18 protein-coding genes are annotated in these 21,994 nt (G+C 61.3%); all 18 read right to left on the bottom strand.

Annotated elements, in window-relative coordinates:
• Nucleotides 1–130 precede the first annotated feature (130 nt).
• Entirely contained in the window at nt 131–1,681 is a 1,551-nt protein-coding gene (gene guaA / locus VHE12_06765) for a glutamine-hydrolyzing GMP synthase (GenBank protein HVZ80493.1), read from the bottom strand.
• A 182-nt stretch (nt 1,682–1,863) separates the two neighbouring features.
• Nucleotides 1,864–3,336 (bottom strand): IMP dehydrogenase, encoded by a 1,473-nt coding sequence (guaB, locus tag VHE12_06760; GenBank protein ID HVZ80492.1) that lies wholly within the window; start codon nt 3,334–3,336, stop codon nt 1,864–1,866.
• A gap of 71 nt (nt 3,337–3,407) precedes the next feature.
• Nucleotides 3,408–3,788, bottom strand: a complete 381-nt coding sequence (locus VHE12_06755) for a hypothetical protein (GenBank protein HVZ80491.1) — start codon at nt 3,786–3,788, stop codon at nt 3,408–3,410.
• Nucleotides 3,789–3,822: 34 nt separating this feature from the next.
• Nucleotides 3,823–5,085, bottom strand: a complete 1,263-nt coding sequence (locus tag VHE12_06750) for a hypothetical protein (GenBank protein ID HVZ80490.1) — start codon at nt 5,083–5,085, stop codon at nt 3,823–3,825.
• A gap of 82 nt (nt 5,086–5,167) precedes the next feature.
• Complete coding sequence (locus VHE12_06745) at nt 5,168–5,557, bottom strand: Rid family detoxifying hydrolase (GenBank protein HVZ80489.1); 390 nt, start codon at nt 5,555–5,557, stop codon at nt 5,168–5,170.
• A 126-nt stretch (nt 5,558–5,683) separates the two neighbouring features.
• Entirely contained in the window at nt 5,684–7,870 is a 2,187-nt protein-coding gene (locus VHE12_06740) for a bifunctional (p)ppGpp synthetase/guanosine-3',5'-bis(diphosphate) 3'-pyrophosphohydrolase (GenBank protein HVZ80488.1), read from the bottom strand.
• A 146-nt stretch (nt 7,871–8,016) separates the two neighbouring features.
• Nucleotides 8,017–9,945: a tetratricopeptide repeat protein gene (locus tag VHE12_06735; protein HVZ80487.1), complete on the bottom strand. Its 1,929-nt coding sequence runs from the start codon at nt 9,943–9,945 to the stop codon at nt 8,017–8,019.
• Nucleotides 9,942–12,197 (bottom strand): glycosyltransferase family 39 protein, encoded by a 2,256-nt coding sequence (locus tag VHE12_06730; GenBank protein ID HVZ80486.1) that lies wholly within the window; start codon nt 12,195–12,197, stop codon nt 9,942–9,944. The genes VHE12_06735 and VHE12_06730 overlap by 4 nt, the downstream gene beginning before the upstream one ends.
• The gene (locus VHE12_06725; protein ID HVZ80485.1) at nt 12,194–14,335 is read right to left on the bottom strand and encodes a hypothetical protein; all 2,142 of its coding nucleotides are present in this window, start codon (nt 14,333–14,335) and stop codon (nt 12,194–12,196) included. Before VHE12_06725 ends, VHE12_06730 begins: the two co-directional genes overlap by 4 nt.
• 91 nt (nt 14,336–14,426) lie before the next feature.
• Complete coding sequence (locus VHE12_06720; protein HVZ80484.1) at nt 14,427–14,720, bottom strand: HU family DNA-binding protein; 294 nt, start codon at nt 14,718–14,720, stop codon at nt 14,427–14,429.
• A gap of 48 nt (nt 14,721–14,768) precedes the next feature.
• Complete coding sequence (locus tag VHE12_06715; GenBank protein ID HVZ80483.1) at nt 14,769–15,740, bottom strand: DNA glycosylase; 972 nt, start codon at nt 15,738–15,740, stop codon at nt 14,769–14,771.
• Between the two features lie 26 nt (nt 15,741–15,766).
• Nucleotides 15,767–16,117, bottom strand: coding sequence for a hypothetical protein (locus VHE12_06710; GenBank protein ID HVZ80482.1), 351 nt, complete (start codon nt 16,115–16,117; stop codon nt 15,767–15,769).
• Nucleotides 16,118–16,124: 7 nt separating this feature from the next.
• Nucleotides 16,125–16,319 (bottom strand): hypothetical protein, encoded by a 195-nt coding sequence (locus VHE12_06705; protein ID HVZ80481.1) that lies wholly within the window; start codon nt 16,317–16,319, stop codon nt 16,125–16,127.
• Nucleotides 16,316–17,047: a hypothetical protein gene (locus tag VHE12_06700; GenBank protein ID HVZ80480.1), complete on the bottom strand. Its 732-nt coding sequence runs from the start codon at nt 17,045–17,047 to the stop codon at nt 16,316–16,318. The genes VHE12_06705 and VHE12_06700 overlap by 4 nt, the downstream gene beginning before the upstream one ends.
• Before the next feature lie 30 nt (nt 17,048–17,077).
• Nucleotides 17,078–17,911 carry a peptidoglycan editing factor PgeF gene (gene pgeF, locus VHE12_06695; protein ID HVZ80479.1) on the bottom strand — a complete coding sequence of 278 codons (834 nt, stop codon included), beginning with the start codon at nt 17,909–17,911 and terminating at the stop codon, nt 17,078–17,080.
• Entirely contained in the window at nt 17,895–19,235 is a 1,341-nt protein-coding gene (locus tag VHE12_06690; protein HVZ80478.1) for an N-acetylmuramoyl-L-alanine amidase, read from the bottom strand. Before VHE12_06690 ends, pgeF begins: the two co-directional genes overlap by 17 nt.
• Complete coding sequence (locus VHE12_06685) at nt 19,225–20,538, bottom strand: polysaccharide deacetylase family protein (GenBank protein HVZ80477.1); 1,314 nt, start codon at nt 20,536–20,538, stop codon at nt 19,225–19,227. The genes VHE12_06690 and VHE12_06685 overlap by 11 nt, the downstream gene beginning before the upstream one ends.
• A 152-nt stretch (nt 20,539–20,690) precedes the next feature.
• Nucleotides 20,691–21,851 (bottom strand): cell division protein FtsZ, encoded by a 1,161-nt coding sequence (gene ftsZ / locus VHE12_06680; GenBank protein HVZ80476.1) that lies wholly within the window; start codon nt 21,849–21,851, stop codon nt 20,691–20,693.
• Nucleotides 21,852–21,994: the final 143 nt, after the last annotated feature.

Below are 21,994 nucleotides of genomic sequence, written 5' to 3'. Positions count from 1 at the left end.
ATTTGCGGCCAACGACTTGGTTTTATTCCCACTCGATCGTACCCGGGGGTTTGCTGGTGATGTACCGACCCTTTATGTGGCTTTAGGGAGGTCGGCACTATTACCAGCTCGGTTTTATCGAATGGTCACTTCATTCCCATTCGATGGTTCCAGGCGGTTTGCTGGTAATGTCATAAGCCACACGGTTGATGCCCCGCACCTCATTGATGATGCGGTTGGAGATGCGGCCCATCAGGTCGTAGGGTAGTTTCACCCAGTCGGCGGTCATGCCGTCGGTGGAATGCACCGCCCGGATGACGCAGACATGGTCGTAGGTGCGCTCGTCCCCCATGACCCCGACGGTCTTGACGGGGGTCAGGACCGCGAAGGACTGCCAGATGGAGTAATAGAGGCCGGCCTTCTGGATCTCCTCGATCACGATGGCGTCGGCCTTGCGCAGGACCTCCAGCTTCTCCCGCGTGATGGCCCCCAGCACCCGAACCGCCAGACCCGGACCCGGGAAGGGTTGGCGCCAGAGCATGTCCTTGGGGATGCCCAGCTTCGCCCCCAGGGCCCGCACCTCATCCTTGAAGAGCTCCCGCAAGGGCTCCACCAGCTTGAACTTCATGTCCTCGGGGAGGCCCCCCACGTTATGGTGGCTCTTGATGGTGGCCGAAGGCCCCTTCACGGACACGCTCTCAATGACATCCGGGTAGAGGGTCCCTTGGGCCAAAAAGTCGAAACCACCGCGCTTTTTCATCAGAAGCCGGGCGGATTTCTCGAAGACCCGGATGAAGGTCCGGCCGATGATCTTGCGCTTTTGTTCCGGATCGGAGACGCCCTCCAGGTTCTTGAGGAATTCCCCTTCCGCATTGGCGTAATAAAGGTCGATCTTGAGCTTCTTGCGGAACATGGCCTGGACCTGCTCCGCCTCGTCCATCCGCAGGACCCCGTTGTTCACGAAAACACAGGAAAGCTGTTTGCCGACCGCCCGGTGGATGAGGGCGGCGGCCACGGTGGAATCCACACCTCCCGAGACCCCGCAAAGCACCCGGCCCTTCCCCACCTGGGCCCGGATCATCTGGATGGCGTCCTTCACATAGGAGTCCATGCTCCAGGTGGGCTTGCAACCGCAGACCTTCTTGGCGAAATTCTCGAGGATCTTGGTCCCCTTCTGGGTATGGACCACCTCGGGGTGGAACTGGACCCCATAGATGCGGCGCTTTTCATTGGCCACCGCCGCGAAACGGCAGTTGTCGGTGGAAGCCAGAATCTTGAAGCCCGTGGGGACCGCCGTCACATGGTCGCCATGGCTCATCCAAACGTTGTTGGAGGCCGGGATACCGGCCAGCAGGCCCTTGCCATCCTTGACCTTGAGCTCGGCCAGGCCGAATTCCCGTTTGCTGGCCTTATGGACCTTTCCCTTCAGGAGGTGGGAGAGGAGCTGCATACCGTAGCAAATGCCCAGGATAGGGATCGGCAGATCGAAGAGGGCCTTGTCCACGTGGGGTGCGCCGGGGGCATAGACGCTGGCCGGACCGCCCGAGAGGATGATGCCCTTGGGGTCCTTCTCCAGGATCTTCTCCAGGGGCGCGTTATAGGGAAGGATCTCGCAATAGACGCCGGTCTCACGCACCCGGCGGGCGATCAGTTGGCTGTACTGGGCGCCGAAATCAAGGACGATGATGGTGTCGTGCCGCAAAGGGGACTCCTTAAGGATTTTTCACCGCGAAGAAGCGAAGTAGCGAAAATAAATGAAATTCGTTCGGCATCCCGAGGATCCCGGGGTTTTCGGGCTTCATTCAAGGTGTTGAAGTAGGTGGGGTTGGGGTCTGAAGAACGGGCTCAACTTCGCGTCTTCGCTTCTTCGCGGTAAAAGGCTGATCAATCTAAATGGTAGTTCGGAGCTTCCTTGGTGATGACGACGTCGTGGGGATGGCTTTCCTGGTAACCCGCCGAAGTGATCTGGACGAAGCGGCCCTTTTCCTTCAGGTCCTTGATGGTCGGGGTCCCGCAATAACCCATCCCGGCCCGCAAGCCCCCCACCAATTGGAAGACCAGGTCGGAGAGGCTGCCCCGGTAAGGAACGCGCGCCTCGATGCCTTCGGGGACCAGCTTCTTGGCGTCGGTGACGCCCTCTTGGAAATAACGGTCGGTGCTCTTGCCCTTGGACATGGCCGCCAAGGACCCCATGCCGTGATAGACCTTGAACATGCGTCCCTGCAGGTTGATGACCTCGCCCGGGGATTCCTCGGTACCGGCGAAAAGCCCGCCCAGCATGACGGCGTCGGCCCCGGCGGCCAGCGCCTTGGTGATGTCGCCCGAATACTTGATGCCCCCGTCGGCGATGACGCCGATCTTGTTCTTCTTGGCCACTTGGGCGCACTCGTTGATGGCCCAGATCTGGGGGATGCCCACGCCGGTGACCACCCGGGTGGTGCAGATGGAGCCGGGACCCACCCCCACCTTCACGATATCGGCCCCCGCGTCCACCAGGGCCCTGGTGGCCTCTCCGGTGACGATATTGCCCGCGATGAGGGTCAATTTAGGGAACTTCTTACGGATCATCTTGACGGTCCTGAGGACCCCTTCCGAATGCCCATGGGCGGTGTCCACGACCAGCAGGTCCACCCCGGCCCCGACCAGGCTCTCGGCCCTCTCCTCGGTGTCCTTGGCGATGCCCACCGCCGCCCCGACCCGCAGGCGGCCCCGGCCGTCCTTACAGGCATTGGGGAATTTGATGCGCTTGTTGATGTCCTTGATGGTGATGAGGCCCTTGAGGGTGCCCTTCTTGTCCACCACGAGGAGCTTTTCGATACGGTGCTGGTGGAGGGTCTCTTCGGCCTTCTCCAAGGTCGTGCCGATCGGCACGGTCACCAGGTCGTCCTTGGTCATGACTTCCTTGAGGGGTTGATCGGGTCTTTTGACGAAACGCAGGTCCCGGTTGGTGACGATGCCCACCAGCTTGCCGTCGTTCTGCACGATGGGGATGCCCGAGATGTGGTAGTGCTTCATGATGGCCAGCGCATCGGCGACCTTCTTGTCGGGCGAAAGGGTGATGGGGTCGCTGATCATCCCGGCCTCGGAGCGCTTGACCTTGTCCACCTCGGCGGTCTGCTGCTCGATGGTGCTGTTCTTGTGGATGATGCCCAGCCCGCCTTCCTGGGCGATGGCGATGGCCAGGCGGGCCTCGGTCACCGTGTCCATGGCGGCGCTGATGATGGGGATGTTGAGCTTCAATTGGGGCGTGATGAAAGTGGATACGTCGGTCTCGGCGGGAAGCACATTGGAGCGTTGGGGCACAAGCATGACGTCGTCGTAAGTGAGCGCTATCGTCAGCTTGTCGGGTTCGATCATGCCCAACCCCCTGGGAAGTGGGCGTTACTATAAGCGCAGGTTACGGGAGTGTCAACGGGCCTGACTTTAGGCTATTGCGCGAACAAGGAGGATACTTCCTTTGGCAACGGAACAACGATCCACTCCTCCCCATCCCCGTTTTCCCGGGTAAAAATCAAAGCGAATTTATCGTCCGATATCGCGTGAACCGACAAACTTTTCATTTTCGAAAAGTCGATCCCAACATACTGATCTTCCGCGAATTCCATTAGTTCAGGAGAACTAACTGGCCATCTCTTGTTTTTCGCCTTGAATAGCTGAGCGGCAAAAGAAAGGCGATCAGGTGGATCCATCTTCCGGGTAAACATATATATCCGGAAGTATCTTTTGAATTCCTTTGAAGTAATGAAAACCGTCACCACAGCCAAACAAGAAAACAAGAACAGAGACAGATAAATCTTGGTTCTATTCAAGAAGAAGCCCCTATAACCAAACCCTGCTATTTTGTTAATTCCAAAGCTTGAATTCGGCTTGGTAAGCCTGGAGGTTGTTCTTCTCCATGAACCACCGCAGATGGTCCGAGAGGGCGGCCATATAGCGGTTCTCGCTCATGCTGGACACCTGCCAGTCCTTATCCTCCTTCAACTTTTCGAGCCCTTGGACGTGGTGGGTATAAAGCTGGTCCGGTGTGTCGTTAGGGAAGGATTCGCTGACCAGGTATTCCCCCGTCGTCCCCTTCGAGGCCCAGGCGTTCGTGGAATACCAGACCCCGTTGGAGAACACCGTGACGAAGGAAAGCCGCGGGGCGATCGTGCTCGGCACCTTGAGGATCTCCGCATAGGTGCCCGAATCCGCCTTGGAATAGACATCGAAGAAATTCGACGAAGGCAACTGGGGAACGGTCACCTGCAGGATCGGGGTGAAGCCCATGGTCTTCAATTGGTTCTGGATGTCGCTATAGGCGGTGATGTCCATGTCACTGATCTGGGAGGCTGTGACCTGCACGAAATGGAGCGGCTGGATGCGGGACACGACCTTGAGGGATGGTTTGCCGATCAGGGCCAGGAATCCCACGACCCCCCCGGCCAAAAGGACCAGGATCAGGACCGGGAAAAGAAAGGCCGGGACCTTGGTCTTCCGGGCCAAGGGCTCGAAGATCTCGGAGGAACGGCGGAAAAGGTACTTGGTCCAGACCTTCACCAAGGAAGGTTTTTTGGCCTTGAGAGGCGTTTCGAGCGGATTGGGACCATCGATACCGGCCACCGGAGAGGAAGAGGGGGCCGAGGACCTCGGGGGAGGAGCCGGAATGCCTGATAGGTCCAAACCCGGGTTCGGCTTGGGTGCGGGGGCTGGCATGGCCGGTTTCACCGGAGCGGAAAGATCGTTGAGGTCCAAAGAGCCCATCGGCATGACAGGCTTGGGGCCGGGGGTTCCCAGGGTCTTGAGGTCGGGAATATCCGCCGGGTTGATCGTCGGGGCCGCCGGCGAAGGCATTGGCGTTTTCGGAGGTTCCACTTTGGGGGCGGACGGCTTGCCACCCAGCAACCCCAGGGGGTCGTCATCCAAGCCCGCGGCCTTGAAGTTCAGGGAGGGACCGGGCCCCGCGACCGCCGCCTTCAAGGCTTCCTTGGCCTTCAGTTCCTTGCAATTGGAGCAGATCGGCTTGGCCGTCTCCACGTCCAGGCAATCGGCGCAGTAGGGCTTGTTGCAGATGCCACAGTTCCCCACGGCCTTCACGTCGAAATGTTTGACGCAGAAACTGTCGGCCATGCGGCTCGCTCCCGGAAAAGGCCTTGGATATCGGTGATGTCCTAATTTTAAACCCGTCGGCCCGAACCTTCAGGGTTAAATCTCAGCTTCTTTTGACCGCGATCAGGTCCATTTCGATCTGGGCGCCCTTGGGGAGCGCCTTGACCTCCACCACCGCCCGGGCGGGAGGCTTGTAGGTGAAGGTTTTCGACAAGACCTCGTTGAGGGCCGCGAAGTCCCCCATCTGGGTCAGATAGACGGTCAATTTGACGGTCTGGGACAGGTCGCTTCCCGCCGCTAAAAGGACCGCCTCAAAATTGGCCAGGATACGCTTGGCCTGGGCCTGGATGTCGCCTTGCACCAGTTGACCCGTCACCGGGTCCAGGGGGATCTGCCCGGAGCAGAAGATGAAGCCACCCGCCTCAATGGCCTGGGAATAGGGCCCGATGGGCGTGGGGGCACCTTGGGTCAATACGACTCTTCGATCGATCATTCGGTCGGCCATCCTTGTTCCGGGCATAGTGCCCAATTTTGAATTCTGAATTAAGAATGAGCGAAATTTTCGCTACGCGAAAATCCCCACAATTTAAAATTCATAATTCAAAATTCTTAATTGCCTCTATCGCGGTTCCGTCCGTCTCGCGCTGACCACGCCCTTCACCCGCTGGAGCTTCTTGAGGACCTTTTCCAACTGGTCCGACTTGGAAACGGCGATGACGAAATAACCCTGGGCGAACCCGCCCCCCGTGGCCTTGGCGTTGGCCTCGTTGATGATCACGCCTTCCTCGGAGATGGCCAAAAGCATGTCGGTGAGGAGTTTCTCCCGGTCCTTGGCCTTGACCTCGATGGCGACCTCATAGACCTGGCCGTCGTTCCCCTCCCAGGAAACGGGCATCAACCGCCCTTCGGCCTCAGGCAAGGCCAGCGTATTGGGGCAGTCGGTGCGGTGGATGGAGACGCCCCGGCCCCGGGTGACGTAACCCACGATGGGGTCCCCCGGCACCGGCGTGCAGCAACGGGCGAAGCGGACCAGGAAATCCTTCTCGCCCCCGATGGAGATGCCCCTGACCAGGGTCCCCGCCGGGGCGCCCGGTGCTACGGCCTCGGGCCTGGAACCCTTCGCCGGGGCCGATTCGGGCTTCGGCTTGGGCTGTTCCTCGGGCTTGGGCAGAAGCTTGTTGAGGACCTGCCGGGCCGTCACTTCCCCATGGCCCGTGTTGGCGAAAAGTTCTTGGACCGTATGGCACCCGAAAACGCTCAGGATCTCCTCCACCGCCCCCGACTTGAGGGCCGCGTTGAAATCCACGCCCATCCGGGCCGCCTCCTTCTCGATGAGGGTCTTGCCCTTCTCGATCTCCTCCGCCGACAAGTGGGTCCGGAACCAGTGCCGGATCTTGTTCTTGGCCCGGCTGGTGGTGACGATCTTGAGCCAGTCGCGGCTGGGCGTGCGGGAGGACTGGGTCAGGACCTCTACGATATCCCCGTTCTTCAAGGGGTAGCGCAGGGGCGTCATGTGGCCGTTCACCTTGACCCCCATGGTGTGGGTCCCCACGTCGGTATGGACCGCGTAGGCGAAATCCAGGGCCGTGGCCCCCTTCGGAAGCTCCTTCACCTCGCCCTTGGGCGTGAACACGAAGACCTCGTCGTCGAAAAGGTCCACCTTCATGGCCTCGGAGAACTCGGTGGTGTCCTTGATGTCCTGCTGCAGGTCCAGGAGCTGGCGCATCCACGCGAACTTCTGGTCCTCCTTGCCCACATTGCGGCCTTCCTTATAGATCCAGTGGGCCGCGATGCCCTCCTCGGCGGTCCGGTGCATCTCGAAGGTGCGGATCTGGATCTCCAAGGGTTGGGCGTCGGGCCCCATGACGGTCGTGTGCAGGGATTGGTACATGTTGTTCTTCGGCATGGCCACATAGTCCTTGAAGCGTCCGGGCAGGGGCTTCCAGATGGTATGCACCATCCCCAGCGCCTCGTAGCACTCCTTGATGCTCTTGGTCAGCACCCGGATGGCCATCAGGTCGTAGATCTCGTCGAAGGATTTGCTCTGCTGTTTCATCTTGTGGTAGATGCTGGTGAAATGCTTGGTGCGGCCCTGGACCACCGCCGTGATGCCGTGCTCCTTGAGCTTGGCCTCGATGAGGCTGATGACCTCCTGGAGGGCCTTTTCCCGTTCCGACTTTTTCATGGCCACTTTCTTCACCAGGTCCTGGTAGACCTCCGGTTCCAGGTAGCGCATGCAAAGGTCCTCGAGCTCGCCCTTGATCTTGGCGATCCCCAGCCGGTGGGCCAGCGGGGCATAGATGTCGAGGGTTTCCCGGGCCATCTTCTCCCGGCGGTCGGGCGGAAGGAATTCCAGGGTCCGCATGTTGTGGGTCCGGTCGGCCAGCTTGATGAGGATCACCCGTACGTCCTTGGCCATGGCCACCAGCATCTTGCGGGTGCTCTCGGCCTGGCGGATGGCGGTGTCCTGGAACTGGCGCGTGGAGATCTTGGTGACGCCCTCCACCAGGTTGGCGATCTCCTCGCCGAACTCGACCTTCAACTGGTCGTAGGTGACGGGAGTGTCCTCGAGGATGTCGTGCAGGAGCCCGGCGGCGATGGTGACCGAGTCCATATTGAGTTCGGCCAGGATGTCGGCGACGCCCACCAGGTGGGTCAGGTAGTTGTCCCCGGAAAGGCGCTTCTGGCCCTCATGGGCCTTCTGGGCGAAGGCATAGGCCTTTTGGATGAGGGCCCGGTCCAATGAGGACTCGGGCCCGCTGGCGGCGCCCGTCGCGGGCTTTTCCAGGAGCGATTGGATGGTCATGACGGTCCTTTGTCGCGTCCCCCGGCCCAAGCCGAAGGACGACCCTTCACCAGATCTACTTTAACATCCCTTAAAACCCCAAAACAACGCCGGCAAGGTCCGATCACCGCGAAGGAGCGAAGACACGGATAAAAGGCCCTTTTCCCCTAGGTCCCTTTCCGCCCCTTCGCTTCTTCGCGGTGAAAGACCTTTGACTTTGTCTTTTGGTTTAGGGACTTGAGATAAAGATCGGCCTGCGGGTCGGCCGGATTCAAGGCCTTCGCCTTCTCCCAGGCTTCTCGGGCCTTTTCCCTTTGGCCCAGGCGCATGTAGCAGACGCCCAGGTTCAGATAAGGTTGGTATTCGCTCGGGGAATCGGAGGCATAGGTGGTGAAGCTCCCCACCGCGCCTTGGATGTCCCCGGACTGGAACTGGCTGACGGCCAGGGTCCAAAGGGCGCCCAGGTCATTGGGCGCGATGGCCAGCGCTTCCCGGCCGAACTTCACTGCGTCCCCCGGATGTCCCGAGTCAAGAAGGAGCTGGGCCATCAGGGCCCGGTCCTCCACGTCGTTCGGATCGAGGGCCACGGCCTTTTGAAAAGCGACCAGGGCCCCGTCCCCTTGGCCTGCCGAGCGATAGGCCCGGCCCAGGGCGCTCCAAGCCTTGGGATCGGCGGAGGAAAGGGACACCGTCCTTTGGCCATAGCGGATCGCTAGGTCCCCGTGTCCCAGGCCCGCTTCCCCAAGGGTGTCCCGGAGGGCGATGGAGGCCGCCATTTCGCGGGACGCCCAGGCTCCCAGGATGAAAAAAAGCGCGAGGACCACGACCGGGGCCGCTCCGCCTTTCGGATCCCCCGTTCCTTCCGGCGCCTTGCGCCTCAGGACGAAGGGCCCCGCCAGGAAGAACCCGAACAGGATGGCCGTGGGGGCCACCTGTAATGGAAAGTTGGTGAGGGATTGGCCTAAAAGTCCCGCCATCCCGGCCCCCATGCCCACCAGCAAGGTCCGTTCGCTCTCCGCGGTCCCGGGATCGTTCACCGTTCGGACCATCCCCCGGACGTAATAAAGAAGGACAAGAACGAAAAGGACCAGGCCGATGGTCCCCCCCTCGGCCCAAAAGCGAAGGAACTCGTTGTGGACGTGGCTGGAGTAGATATAAGGATGCCCACCCTGGGGCCAGGGCTTGGCCTGGTAAAGGGGAAAATCCAGGGCGAAATGACCCAGCCCCACCCCGCACCAGGGATGGTCCTTCACCATGGTCCAGGCGATCCGATAGGTGTCCAGGCGTTGTTGGAAGGAGGCCTGCTCCAGGCTGAAGGCTGAAAGCCCCCCATGGCGGAACCAAAAAGCTCCCGCGCCCACCAGGGCGACGGCCAAGGTCGCCAGGACAAAACCCTTGTTGGCCCGCCAAAGGCCCCGGCCCCAAGGGGACACCAAGGCGGCGAGCAGGAAAAGACCGGCCACCCCCAGGGCCAGGAAGGATCCCCGGACCCGGGTGACCAAGAGCCCGACGAACAACAACATGGTCGCCACCCGGAAGGTCCACCAGCCGGCATGGGACTTGGCCCGAAGGGTCATCACCCAGGCCAAAGGAAGGAGGGCGGCGAAGTAGCCGCCCAGGTAATCGGGATTGCCCAGGGTCGAGAAGGCCCGTCCCTCGAAACGGGTGGTCCAAGCGGCCTCGTGCAGCCCCAAGGCCTGCAGAAGCCCGTGCAAGGCCATGAAGGAACCGGCGGCCAGGGCGAAGGCGGTCATTTTTTCCAGGGTCCCTTCCCCCTCTCCCAGCAGAAGGCAACCCGCGGCGGCCCCGAGCCAAAGGATGAAATGAACGGCCTCTCGCCCAACAGCGAGGGATGAATATCCGACGGCCGCCCCATCCACCACCATCCACGCCATGAAAAGAAGGAGGACCCGGACCCAGGCCTGCCGGAAGGCCCCGGGCCATTGGAAAGCGCAAAGAACGGCCAGGACGGACCCGACCACCAACCCCAGCAGGTCCTTGGGCAGGAGGAAGGCATCGACGCTCGGAGAGAAAAAAGCCAAGGGGACCCAAAAAAGAAGGGAACCCGTCAATAGCATCACCAGCCGCCGGTTCATCGGGCCACCCCATTCGCGTTGCGGAAAGCCTCGTCGAGCCTCCGCTTTTGTTCCTTCCAAAACCCGGAGAAGGGATAAAGCCGAACCGCCTGATCCAGGTCCTCCCGGGCCGACAGCCATTGCTTCCGGTCCACTTCCTTGACGAACCGGGAAGCGGGCCCGGAGAAGAACAACAACAGGTCCAGGGCTTGGGGCCGGGGGCCGTCCTTGGGGTCCGGAAGGAGCCGGTAAACTCCTTGCAATCCCTCGAGATGGACGGGTTCGGTGTATCGCTGGATGAAGTCGTCCAACCTTTCCCATTCCTCCGAGGTCAGGTCGTAATGCCCGTAATCGGCGGCCACCCGGATCCCCTCGGGACCGTTGACCACCAGATCATCGATCCCCTTCTCCAAAAGGCCTTTGCGTATCCCCGCAGCGTCCTTCTTCGATCGGGCCAGAAGGGCCAGCTCCTGGCCGTCAAAGACGCTATTGGACAGGAAAGGCCGGTCGTAATAAAGCCCCCGGGCATCCCCCACGATCAGCAGGTGGGAATCGTCCGGCGTATTCGCGTTGACCCATTGCGCCAGGGAATAATAGGAAGTGATCTTGTTGGGGGCCATCAGGTAGTCCGCCCGGCTTTGAAATCCCGTCCAGACCCCGGCGCCCCCTTCATAACGTCCGCTGATGGCCGCCAGGAACCCGAAACAAAGGACCGCGGAAAGGGCCCCGGCCCAAGCCAGGGCCTTGCGCCATCCGGGGTGGGCTTCCCCTTCCCAGGCCAGGCCGAAAAGGACATAGATCCATACGAATCCCGGGCTCAGGAAACGGAGGATATGGGTCGTCAGGAAACCCAGGACGAAAAAGACCGGAACGACCACCCGTCCGAAGACCCGGGCGGGTCCCCGGCCGACGGTGAGCAGCACCGCCGGAAGGAAAGCCAGGGCGATGGGTCCCACGAAGTTGAAGGCGTCCGGATTGGAGACCACGGCCTTCCAAGGCACCATCAGGCTCTCCCAACCGTGGGCGATGCGCCCTTGTTGTTCCATCCATAGGGAGTGGTAGGCGGTCGCGGAAAGGGCCCGACCCCCGAACAGGGACGCCCCATAGGGAAAAAAGGGCTCCTTCGTGAAGACCGCGTTCTTCAGGACCCAAGGCGCCCAGGTGACCAGCCCGGCCCCGAGGAATTCCGCCCACCCTTTTCCACGATCCCACCAACGCCGCCAGGAACCCTCCAGGATCGCTCCCGTTCCCAGGGCCGCCAGGGCCAAGGCCGAGGTGTATTTGACCGCCAAAGCTCCCCCGCCGAAAAGGCACGCGAGGAAACGGCCCGACCGTTCCTCCCTCAGGCCGCCGAACACGCAATAGGCGCATAGGGTGAGGGGCAGGGCCAAGAGGGCCTCCACTTGGGTGGTCCCGGCATTCATGACGAAAAGGGGCAAGGTCAGGACCAATCCCAGGGTCAAACCGCCCGCTTCCGGGCCCTTCGCTTCCCGGACCCATCCCGCAGCGGTCAGGGCGGTGGCGAGAAAGCCGAAAACATGGAGCAGGATCGCCGCCTCCGTGCCTTGAAAGTAGAGGCCATTGAAGAAGAACAATTCCCCGCCAAAGGGATAATTGGAAAAGAAATTCCCCGGCAGGTCCCCGATCCCATGGCCCTGGACCCAAGCGGACGGCACCGCCAGGTGATAGACCATGGAATCATAGAAGACCTCGGGCAGGAGGCCTTTCAGGAGAGTGAAGCCCCAGAACAGGAGGCCGGCCAGGATCAACAAGAGGATCCCCAGGTCCCCCCGAGGGCGCGATCTCCAGGAATCTCGGATGGCCTGGAAGCACCCACCCCAAGGGGTGGTCAGGACCGCCTCAAGGGCCAAGAGACCTCCCAAGGGGAATAAAAGGTGCCTCCACCAAAGGTGCGCGACGCCCAAGGAGAACCAGAGCAGGTCCAGAAAGATCATACCCAGGGCGAAATGGGCCCCGAACAGCACACCCGCATCCCGCTCTCCCAGGCCCAGGAAGCGCCCCAACCTTGCCCCCCAACGCAGGGTAACGGCCAGGACAAGCATCGCCGTCCCCACCGCCTCCAAGGTCACGATCCAGACCTGCGGATGGAAGACCGTCGCCCCGGAAGGGGCGAGAAGGGAAAAAGGTGCGCCGTAATAACCGAAGGCCGTCCCCACCTTTTGAAGATAGCCATATCCCACGGCCAGCGCCCAGAGCGCTCCCAAGGCCGGCACCCAACCGGACCGGGGAGAGGAAGCCTTGAAGTTGCTCATGAGCCTCGCCCTTTCCCCGAACGGGATCGCGGGCGGTCCGCCGCCGGGTCGGACAAAAAGGAGAAGGGATCCGGGGTCCTTGGGTCCGGAGGGATCAACCGGTCGCGGACCCGGAAAAGTCCCAGGGAACCCCGGGCGGCCAAAAACTCCAACCCCCTTTGGGAGAACCTTTTCAGGCTTTGTTGATCGACCGGTGTCAGTGCGTCGTACTGGTGGTATTCACGGGAATAAAGGCTTCCCAGGCCCCGGTCCACCACCACATAGTCGATGCCCGATCTCCTCAATTCCCTCAAGACGCCCTCTTCATCCTTTCCTTTCCGGACGGCCGTAGCGAAAAAGGGCTCGTCGAAAGCCGATTGGGCCAGGACCTGGCGGTCGTAATAAAGGGCGCGTGAATCCCCGACCAAAAGCAACCGGGAATCCCTTGGAAGGTTCCGGTCCACGATCCGGGTCATTTCCATATCGGCCGGCCCAAGCCTCCGGGAAAGATATTGATCCGCGTCCTCCGCTCCGGTCCAGAAGGGCCCGCCCGCCGACCATTGGGCCGAAAGCGAAAGCAATTGGGGAAAGCAAAGGACCGCGTTCAGGAGCACGACCCCGGGCCAAACCGCCCTCCAAGGGCTTGGTTTGAGCGACGAAAAAAGGACACCGGTCAGCAACAACCCGAAGGTAAGGACCGGCAGGGAGAAGCGAAGCATATGGGATAGGCCCAGTCCCGCGACCGCCGTCAGCCAAAAGATCCAGGCCATGGGACGCACGGGACCCCGGCGCAAGGCCAACCAGACCAGCAAAGGAAGGACCGCCAGGGGGATCGGCCCCAAGAACTGCCCATCGCCCGCGCCCGGCATGGTCAACCGCCAAGGCAGGGTGACCCAAGACCCAAGGCCATGGTCCATCGGAAGGAACTGTTGGTTCTCATGGACCATCCTCAGGTAACCCGCCACGGGAAGCGCCCGGATCCCCGAAAGCGCCTGGACGTAAGGAAAAAAAGGATCGCCCGTATGGACCAGGTCCCTGAGAAGCCAGGGTCCCATCCCCAAGAGGAAGGAGAGGCCCCACCCCCCCAGGGCCCGGCCCAGGAACCTTGCACCCTTTCCGGCCAGGAGAAGACCCGCCACACCGCCCAGTACCGGGACCAAGGCGGTGGGCTTGATCGAAAGGGCGAGGCTTGCCAGCAGTCCCCCAAGCGCCATCCAGGCGGAGTCCCGCTTCCCTTCCAAGACCTTTTGGACGCAATAGAAGAAAAGCAGGAGCACGAGGGTCACCAGGGAATCCACCCGGGTGGCCCAGGCGTTCAAATAAAGGAGTGGGAAGGTCAGGACCGCCACGGCCATGGTCCAGCGGGGATAACCCTTTTCTTCCGTCCAGGCCCAGGCGAGGAGCGCGGTGGCCATCAAGAAGGCCCCGGCCAGGACCTTGGCTCCCTGGCCTCCGGCCAGTAGGAAGGCGTTCAGGTAGATCAAGGAACCGCCGAAGGGATAACCCGAAAGGGCGTGGAAAGGTTGGTCCACCATCCCGTGCCGGCTCCACCAATAGGCGGGGATGCCCAGGAAGTAGTTCAGGGAATCATAAAAGGTCTCCGGAAGGAGGTCCTGCAGGACCAACAGGACCGCGTAAACGCAAAGAAGGGCCGCCATCGGCCGATCCCAACCCTTGAGCTTCGGGAATTCCAGCCGGGCCCTTGGAAGCGCCAAGATCGGCCGCAGAAGGAGCCAGGTCCCGGCCAGCAAGACAAGGATGCCGAGCACCCCGGACCAGAGCCCCGTTAATCCCAGGCCCAACCACAACCAATCGGCCAGCGCCATCCCCAAGGTGGTTTCCAAAAGGAAACGGACCGGACCTTTTGGTTCCAAACCAAAAAGAGGGAGTGCCTTCCGGCCGAACACCCAGAAGAAGCCGACGCAAAGGGCCGCGGACGAAAGGGGCGGGAGGAAAGCCAGCCAGTCCAGGCAACGGTGAAGAATGTCCGGCGAGGCCGTGCTGTTGGGGGCCGGGTCAAAGGGGGAGGTGAAGGATAGCGGGTCACGATAAAGCGCAGGAAAAAAATGGGCAAAAACCCAAACCGTCCATAGGAAAAAGACCGGGAGCAGCCACCATTTCCCCGGAACGTGGGAAACATTTTCCTTGGGCCTGGGCAAAAAAACCCCCGTTTTTGGTCGTTATTTTATCCTGAAATAAAAAAAGCACCCCACCGAAGAGCGGGGTGCTTTAAGCGGATCCGAGGACTTATTAGGAAAGAACGGCTTCTTTCAGGTCCTTCAAAACGCGGAACTTAACGACCTTCTTGGCCGGAACATTGACCATTTCGCCGGTCCGGGGATTCCGGGCCATGCGGGCTTTGCGGTCCTTCAACTGGAACACGCCCAGGCCATCCAGCTTGATCTTGTATTCCTTCTTTAAGGTCTTGTAAATCGTGCTCCTTAAAGCTTGCATAACGTTATCAACATCCTTCTTTTTCAAGCCGGTCTGCTCGGCCAAAGTCCCCAGCAATTCACTTTTGGTCAACGTCCACCTCCTGGATATTGAAATCCGCTTTATTTATAGCCAATTCCAGGGCCCCGAGCAAGAATTTTATGGGTTTTCAAGGGTATTTTTGACTGTATTTTCACCCCCCAAAGGCAAAAAAGGGGCCAATTTCCGGGCAAGGGGGGGGTCTTCCTTCAACCTTAAATAGAGGAAGAGATACTCACTGGCCAATCCCGAATAGGGACCGAAGACCTTCCGTGCCTTTCGAACGATCCGTGTGTATTGGGTGGGGGTGGGTGCCTCCAACCGCCCCCCTAACCGGACCGAGGGGAAATAGCGCTTCATGGCCCGCAGCACCCAACGGTCCACCGGAAAAGCGTCCTCCTGGCCCAGGGAGAACAAAAGGATGCAATCGGCGATCTTAGGACCGATGCCCTCCAACCGGGAGAGGGTCTCCCGAGCGTCGTCGCAAGGAACTTGGGACAGATGCTCCAAGGAAAGGACCTGGGCCATCACCACGCGGGCGAGAAGGATGATCCTTTGGGCCCGGGCCCGGTAATTGTTCGTGTAGGCCCGAAGCTGATCGGGCGTCAGGGCCGCCAGGGTACCGGGTGATGGGAAGTCCCGTCCTTCGGGGACGCCTTCCAAGGGTTCCCCGAAACGGCCGCAGAACCTTTCGATGGCCTTTTGGATGACCTGCACCGAGAGCCCTTGGGCGAACATATAGGAGACGGCGCACTCCCACGGCTCCTGACGCATCAGCCTCAGTCCCCGCAACCCCGCCCAAGGTTCGCGGAGCACCGGATGGTCCCGGAAAAGGGCGGCGGCGGGGGCCAGGTCGTCCTCCAGGCCAAGATAGCGCGCCAGCCAGGCCCCCGGTTCCTTCCCCCGGACCTGGCGCAAGGAACATTCCCAATGAAGCTCCTTGTTTTCCTGGCGCAACTTCCAAAAAGCGCCGCCGGCGACCCCTTCGAACCCACCTTGCGGATCCGGGTCCTTCCAACGGAAACACTGGCCGCAAAGAAGGGTGAGTCCCAGGGAAAAGGGTTCAGGAGGATGGAGCCGGCCTTGGACCACGGGTCACCTCAAGGGAAAGGCGGGGTTCAAACCAACGTCTTATAGCGGAGGGATCCTACCAGCAGAAGGGCGGAGAAAAGAAGGCTGGACGCGATGTCCCATTTCCCCACCGCGATCTGGACCACCTGATGGACCAGGAAGAAGAGGATGAAAAGATGGAAACCCCACCTCCTCATCTGCATCAGTCCGAAAAGGGAGGCCATCAAGAGAAGGGTGCTCATCGAAACATAAACGGGATACCAGCGGGCCACCGCCCGGATCTCGCTGGAAAAGACGTAGTAGATCTTGAGGAAGCAACCCAGGAAGGCGAGGACGCAAAGGAGGGTCAGGATCCAGGGCCGCTTCGGGTCCAAGGAAGGTCGTTCGGTAGGGCCCACGGGATCCTCAGCCCCGGCGGCGGGTCTTGCGGCGTTCCTTGCGCCGCCGTGGATCGGCGGCCGCTTTCGGCTTGTCGCCCTCCGCCCCCTGCCAACGCCGGTCGTTATGCCGACGGTCCTTCTTGGACCTTTGGACCACGGGACGGTCCAGGAGATAGAGCTTTCTGAGGATGTCCTTCAACCACCCGATCAAGGACGTCACATCTTCCTCATTTGAACGACGCGGCCGCTCTCGTCCCGGTCCTTGCCATATTCCAGGTGTCCCAGTTGCCGGCGCATATCCTCGCCGTTGCGCCAGCTCTTCCAAAGGGCCGCCAGGGCCACCAGCAAGGCCACCAGGAAAAGGATGTTGCCGATCGTGGCCCCCTGGTGGAGGTCATGGAGGTTGAGGTTGATCTCATCCAGCCGCTTTTGGACCGCGACCTGGGCACCGGTCAATTCGCGGTATTGGCTGTTCTGGTCCCTTTCCAGGAGGAAGGCCACCGCATTGACCCGGGCTTCGAGCTCGGCCAGCCCTTGGGTCTTCGCCGCGGGCCTGGGCGCCGCGGGCCGTTGGACGATCTTTTCCTGGATCACAGTGACGGGGGCCGGCGCAAGCGCCACCTCCCCGCTGTTCTCCTTGCCGATCCAGATGACGCTCTGGTTGGCCTTGTCCTTTTCATTGACCAGGATGCTCAGGAGGGCCTGGGCCTTGGCGTCCTTGGGATCGGCTTGGAGGGCCCGGGAATCCAGCAGGATCGCCTGGTCGTAATTGCCCGCCAGATAGGCCTGCAAGGCTTGGGAATAAAAATCGCTTTCCGTGGGGACTTGCGGGACCGCAGGAATGCCCGCGGGGACCGGTACGGCCGGCTGCGCGGCTTGATCCTGGGCGAGGAGCGGTTTCCCGGATAGGAGTAGGAACAACAGAACGGCAAGTTCGACTTTCTTCATGGCACGACCCCCTGAATGCGGCTCATTCTATCATGGTCTTCCGTTTAACATTAACAAAACACCGAATCGACCGGTGTTCCGCTCCGGCCCCGCTTCCGCCCGATGGGAAAAGAACAGCCCCGAATGGCCCACCGTACAAAGCCCTGACGCGATCAAATTTTCTTGTTTCATGCCCATTTCCACCAATTGCCGCCCATTGGCCTGGGCCAGGTCCAGTTTCCACTGCCCCTTTTGGTAGGGGCTGAAGACCTCGGCCCCCCAGGGAAACACCCGGATAAATTCCTGGCGGACATCCTCCCCCACCTCATAGCAACAAGCCCCGATGCAAGGACCCAACACCGCCCGGACATCCTCCGGTTTGGTCCCGAAATGCTCGCCCATGGCCAGCAAGGCTTTGACCGCGATGTGGCTGACGGTCCCCCGCCATCCGGCATGGGCCAGGCCGATGGCCTGGTGGACCGGATCATAAAAAAGGACCGGCAGGCAATCGGCGACCTGGATGAGGATGGGGATCCCTTTTTGCTGGGTGATGAGCGCGTCCGCCTTCCCGAGGGAGCCTCCCCGGACGGGGATGTTCGCGGCGGTCAGGACCGCCACCTCGTCCCCGTGGACCTGTTCCACCCAGGCGGCATGGGCCAGGTCCATCCCCAGGGTCCGTCCCAGGAGGGAACGGTTCTCTTCCACCCGCACCTTCTCGTCGCCCACCTTGAAGCTCAGGTTCAGTCCACGGTAGTCCCCGCGGCTGACCCCTCCGACACGGGTCGTGACCGCATGGGGCACCAACTTGGGATCGGCGAAACGGGGGAATTGGAGATAGTCCAGTCCTCCTTCGCTTAGGCGGACGGCTTCAGCGCCGAGCTTCACGGTCGTCAAGATTCCCCTCCACGATGTCCTTGTATTCCAGGATCCCGGCCGTGATGGCCTTCGCCATCTTCTCGCGCCAATAGGGGTCCCGGAGCTTGTTCTCCTCGTCCTTGTTGCTGATGAAGGCCGTCTCGATCAGGATGGCCGGCATTTCGGCGTGGGCCAGCACGTAAAAGGGCGCCTCCTGGATGTTGCGGAAAGGCTGGCCCAGTTTTTCCTTGATCTCCATCTCCACATGTTCGGCCAGGCATTGGCTGCGGCTCTTGTAGCGCACCGCGGTCAGGTCCTGTTTGATGAAATCCAGGTCGCCGCCCCCGAAGTTTTCACGGGCGGCCGCGGCGGCCGCGGCATGACTGGTCGCCCTCAATCCATACTTATAGATCTCGGTCCCATGGGCGCCCTTACGGGGATTGGAATTGCAATGGATGGAAACGAAAAGATCCCCGTTGTGGCTCTTGGCGAAATCCGTCCTGTATTTCAGGGTGATGTAACGGTCCTCCTTTCGGGTCATCAGGACCTCCAGGCCTTGTTCCTCCCGCAGGAATTTCGCGACCTGCTGGGCGATGTCCAGCGTGGCGCTCTTCTCATGGAAACGGCGGTCGTAACCGGGAGCGCCGGCGTCATAGCCGCCGTGGCCCGGGTCGATGATGATGCGCCGCACATGCTCCACTTGGTCCCGGGGAGGTTGGAGGGGAAGGGGTTCGACCGTCGGCGAGCGGGTCGGTTCCTCCAGAACAGCGACGGCTTCCTGGGAGGAAGGGGCCGCCGCGGGGCTTTCCACCGGAGTGGGCCCAGCGGCGGCGCTGGAGGCGGGTTGGGGGGATGAGGATGTCGATGGGCCTGGGTCGGCCAGGATCTCCTGCTGGAGTTCCTTGTCCGTCACGCCGCCCGCGATGAGGAGTCCTTGGTCCGGCAGGTAATGGACGGGGATCCCCAGGAGGGTCCCCAACAGGTCCTCGGCACTGGTGGCCGGGATGCTCAATTGCCCCGAAAGGACCTCCAGGGGATCGATGGGATAGGACACCTCGGGCGCCAGGGAGAGGTAAACAGGCTGGGACAGTACCACTTTCACCTTGTTCTTCCCCTTCGAAAGGGTGACCCGCCGGATCTGGGGTTCGAAATCCACCTGGATGCCGAAAAAACGGCTCAGGTCCATCAAGGGCAGATAAACCTGTCCCTTCGCCCCCTCGACCACAGGGACGGAAAGGACGTCGGTCTTATAGGTATAGCGGAGCGCCACCTTCCCGCCCTCTTCCAGGGCGGGAGAGGGCCAAGCCAGGGTCAAAAGGGCAAGGGCCAGGATGGGCAAGGATCTAAAGGACATCCGCGGCCCCCTTCCTTCCCGGGTGATGGGCCAATTTCTTGTGTTTGATCCGGAAATACCAATTGAGGACCCGGTGCTGGCCCTGCCGGTCGACGGCGGAAAGACAGAAGATATGTCCACCCTGCGTCAGGTCGGCCTTGATGGCATGGGAATAGGCGCCCGTCCCAGGGTCATAACGCAGTTTCATGACATGGGCGCCGATCTGGAGCCGGACCGACTTGGGGTCCACGTCATCGGTGATCTTGGCCGAGATCACCGGCCGGACCGCATCGATCGAAGCCCCGTCCCCGGGGGCCAGGTCCTCGCAGTGGAGCACCTTGTCCCGGAAGATCCGCTGGAAGGCCTCCCGCCCGAAGGGCCATAGGACCAGGTTGCGCTTCAGCAGGAGGGGCGGGATCGTACGGTCATTGGGACCGGGATTGACGGTGAAGGCCAGTTGGTAACCCGCCTTCTTCGTGGCCTCCAGGATGACCGGGTCATAGACCCCGAAAGGATAGGCGAGCCATTGGGGCTTTCGGCCGAACCTCGTCGAGATATAGGTCAAGGGCTCGGTCAGTTCGTTCCAGAGGATCTTGGCGAAGGCCGCCTCCCCTTTCTTCTCCCGGACCAACCCCATGTTGAGGTGGTGGGTGGTGTGGGATTCGATCACCATGCCCGCCTTCTGCATTTCGGCCATCTGGGCGTCCGAAAGGGCGTCGAACCGCATTTGGGGCGAAATTTCGGACAGGACCTTTTTTGGGTGTTCGGGATCCTCGGACTTCGCCGCGATCTTCTTCTCACGGTTGCGGTCCGCGACTTCCCGGTTCCTTACGAAATCCGTGTAAAGGAAAAGGATGGAAGGGAACCCCATCTTCTGGACCACCGGGAAAGCGTCCCGGTAGATGCTCTCGAAACCATCGTCGAAGGTCAGGAGCACCGGTTTCAAGGGGAGGGGTCTCCCTTGAAACCAGTAGCCCATGAGCTGTTCCTGGGAGATGGGGGTGAACCCGTTCTCCTTCAGGTACTGCATCTGCCATTTGAAATCGTCCATCGAGGTCTCGTACTCGGTCTGTTTCGGTCCTTTTTGGCCCGGGTCCTCTCCCGTGGGGGAACGGGATGGGTCCTCCTGTTGGACAGGAATGGGCTTGTTCAGGAACCGGTGGTAACAGAGCACGAAGAATTCCTGGTCGGCGGACGCCGCGGGCGAGGCCGTAGGCGCCACCGGGGAGGACGCGGGGGAGGCGAAGGCGCCCAGGGGCAAGAAAAGGCACCCCAGGACGCCGACCAACCACCCCGATCCTATTGTCCGATGGACGTTCCGCATGACTTCCTTTCTTTATTCCTTACGATCCCCAACAAGACCTGAAGAACAGGGATGGACACCGATGGACCCGGAGAAAACCCTTTGGATCCTTCAAGTTTTCCATCCCATCCACCCTTCCTTATCCCTGTTCCAAGGCATTTTGTTGGAAGTCCTCAGTTATGGAACGACTTGCTGGCCAGCCGGCGCCGCAAGTAGGCCGGGATGTCGTATTGGCCGTCGGAGAGCTTGAGCGTCAGGTCGCCCTCCGCCTCTTCCGACGCCTGGGGCGCGTTGGAAGCCGCCTTGTCGGTCTTGAAGTTCGGCGTCACGAAGTTCTTCAGGTCGATGATGGTGGCCGCCTCCTCGCTGCGGGCCTGTTCGAACCCGGTCGCGATGATGGTGACCCGCATCCCATCCTTCAGGTTCTCGTCCCGCACGATGCCCGGGATGATCTCGGCGCCCGGACGGGCGGCCTTCTGCAGGAACCCGTTGATCTGGTTGAACTCGTTGAGGGTGAAATTGGCGCCCGCCGTGATCAGGACCAGCACCGCGCTGGCCCCGGCGATGTCCACGTCCTCGAGCAAGGGGCTGTGGACGGCCTTCTGCACCGCCTTCATGGCCCTCTCCTCGCCCGCGGCCGCGCCCATGCCCATCAAGACCTTGCCCTTGGCGGTCAGGATGCGCTTCACGTCCGCGAAATCGCGGTTGATGATGCCTTCCGAGTGGATGATGCCCGAGATCCCCTGGATGGCCTGCACCAGCACGTCATCGACCCGCGCGAAGGCCGTGGTCAGCTCCACGTCCTGCTCGCAGACCACGTTGATGCGCTCATTGGGGATCACCACGATGGCGTCCACATGGGGCAGCATGGACCTGAGGCCGTCCTCGGCCTGGGCCTTGCGCACCGGTCCCTCATGCTCGAAGGGGCGGCTCACCACCCCGACGGTGAGGATGCCCAGTTTCTTGGCGATCTCGGCGACCACCGGGGCCGCGCCCGTGCCCGTACCCCCGCCCATCCCGGCGGTGACCACCACCATGTCGGCCCCCTCCAGGTTCTTCTGGATCTCCTCGGCGGACTCCAGGGCCGCTTCCTTGCCCATCGTGGGATTCCCGCCCGAACCCAAGCCCTTGGTCAGGGCCTTGCCCAGCTGGATCTTCTTCAAGGCCTTGCTGCGGCGCAGCGACTTGTAGTCGGTGTTGGCCGCGATACACTCCACGCCTTCGATACCGGCCTCGATCATCTTGTTGACGGCGTTGCATCCGCCGCCGCCCACCCCGATGACCTTCAAATGGGCCAGGTACTGCGTCACATCCTCTTCCGCGAACTCGATCATGACTTCCCCCTCTTTTTATTTTTTACTGTTAGCCGAGAGCCGATGGTTGGGCCATCCGCTAACAGCCCCCCTGCTTTTACGGCTTACGACCTTCACTTCCCTTCGACCTTCACCCGACCTGCACCTCCTTGACCTTCCCGGCG

This window comes from bacterium (assembly GCA_035549195.1).
GTDB lineage: Bacteria > Oederibacteriota > Muellerivitia > Muellerivitales > Muellerivitaceae > DASZRK01.
This window is presented reverse-complemented; position numbering and strand designations above follow the sequence as displayed.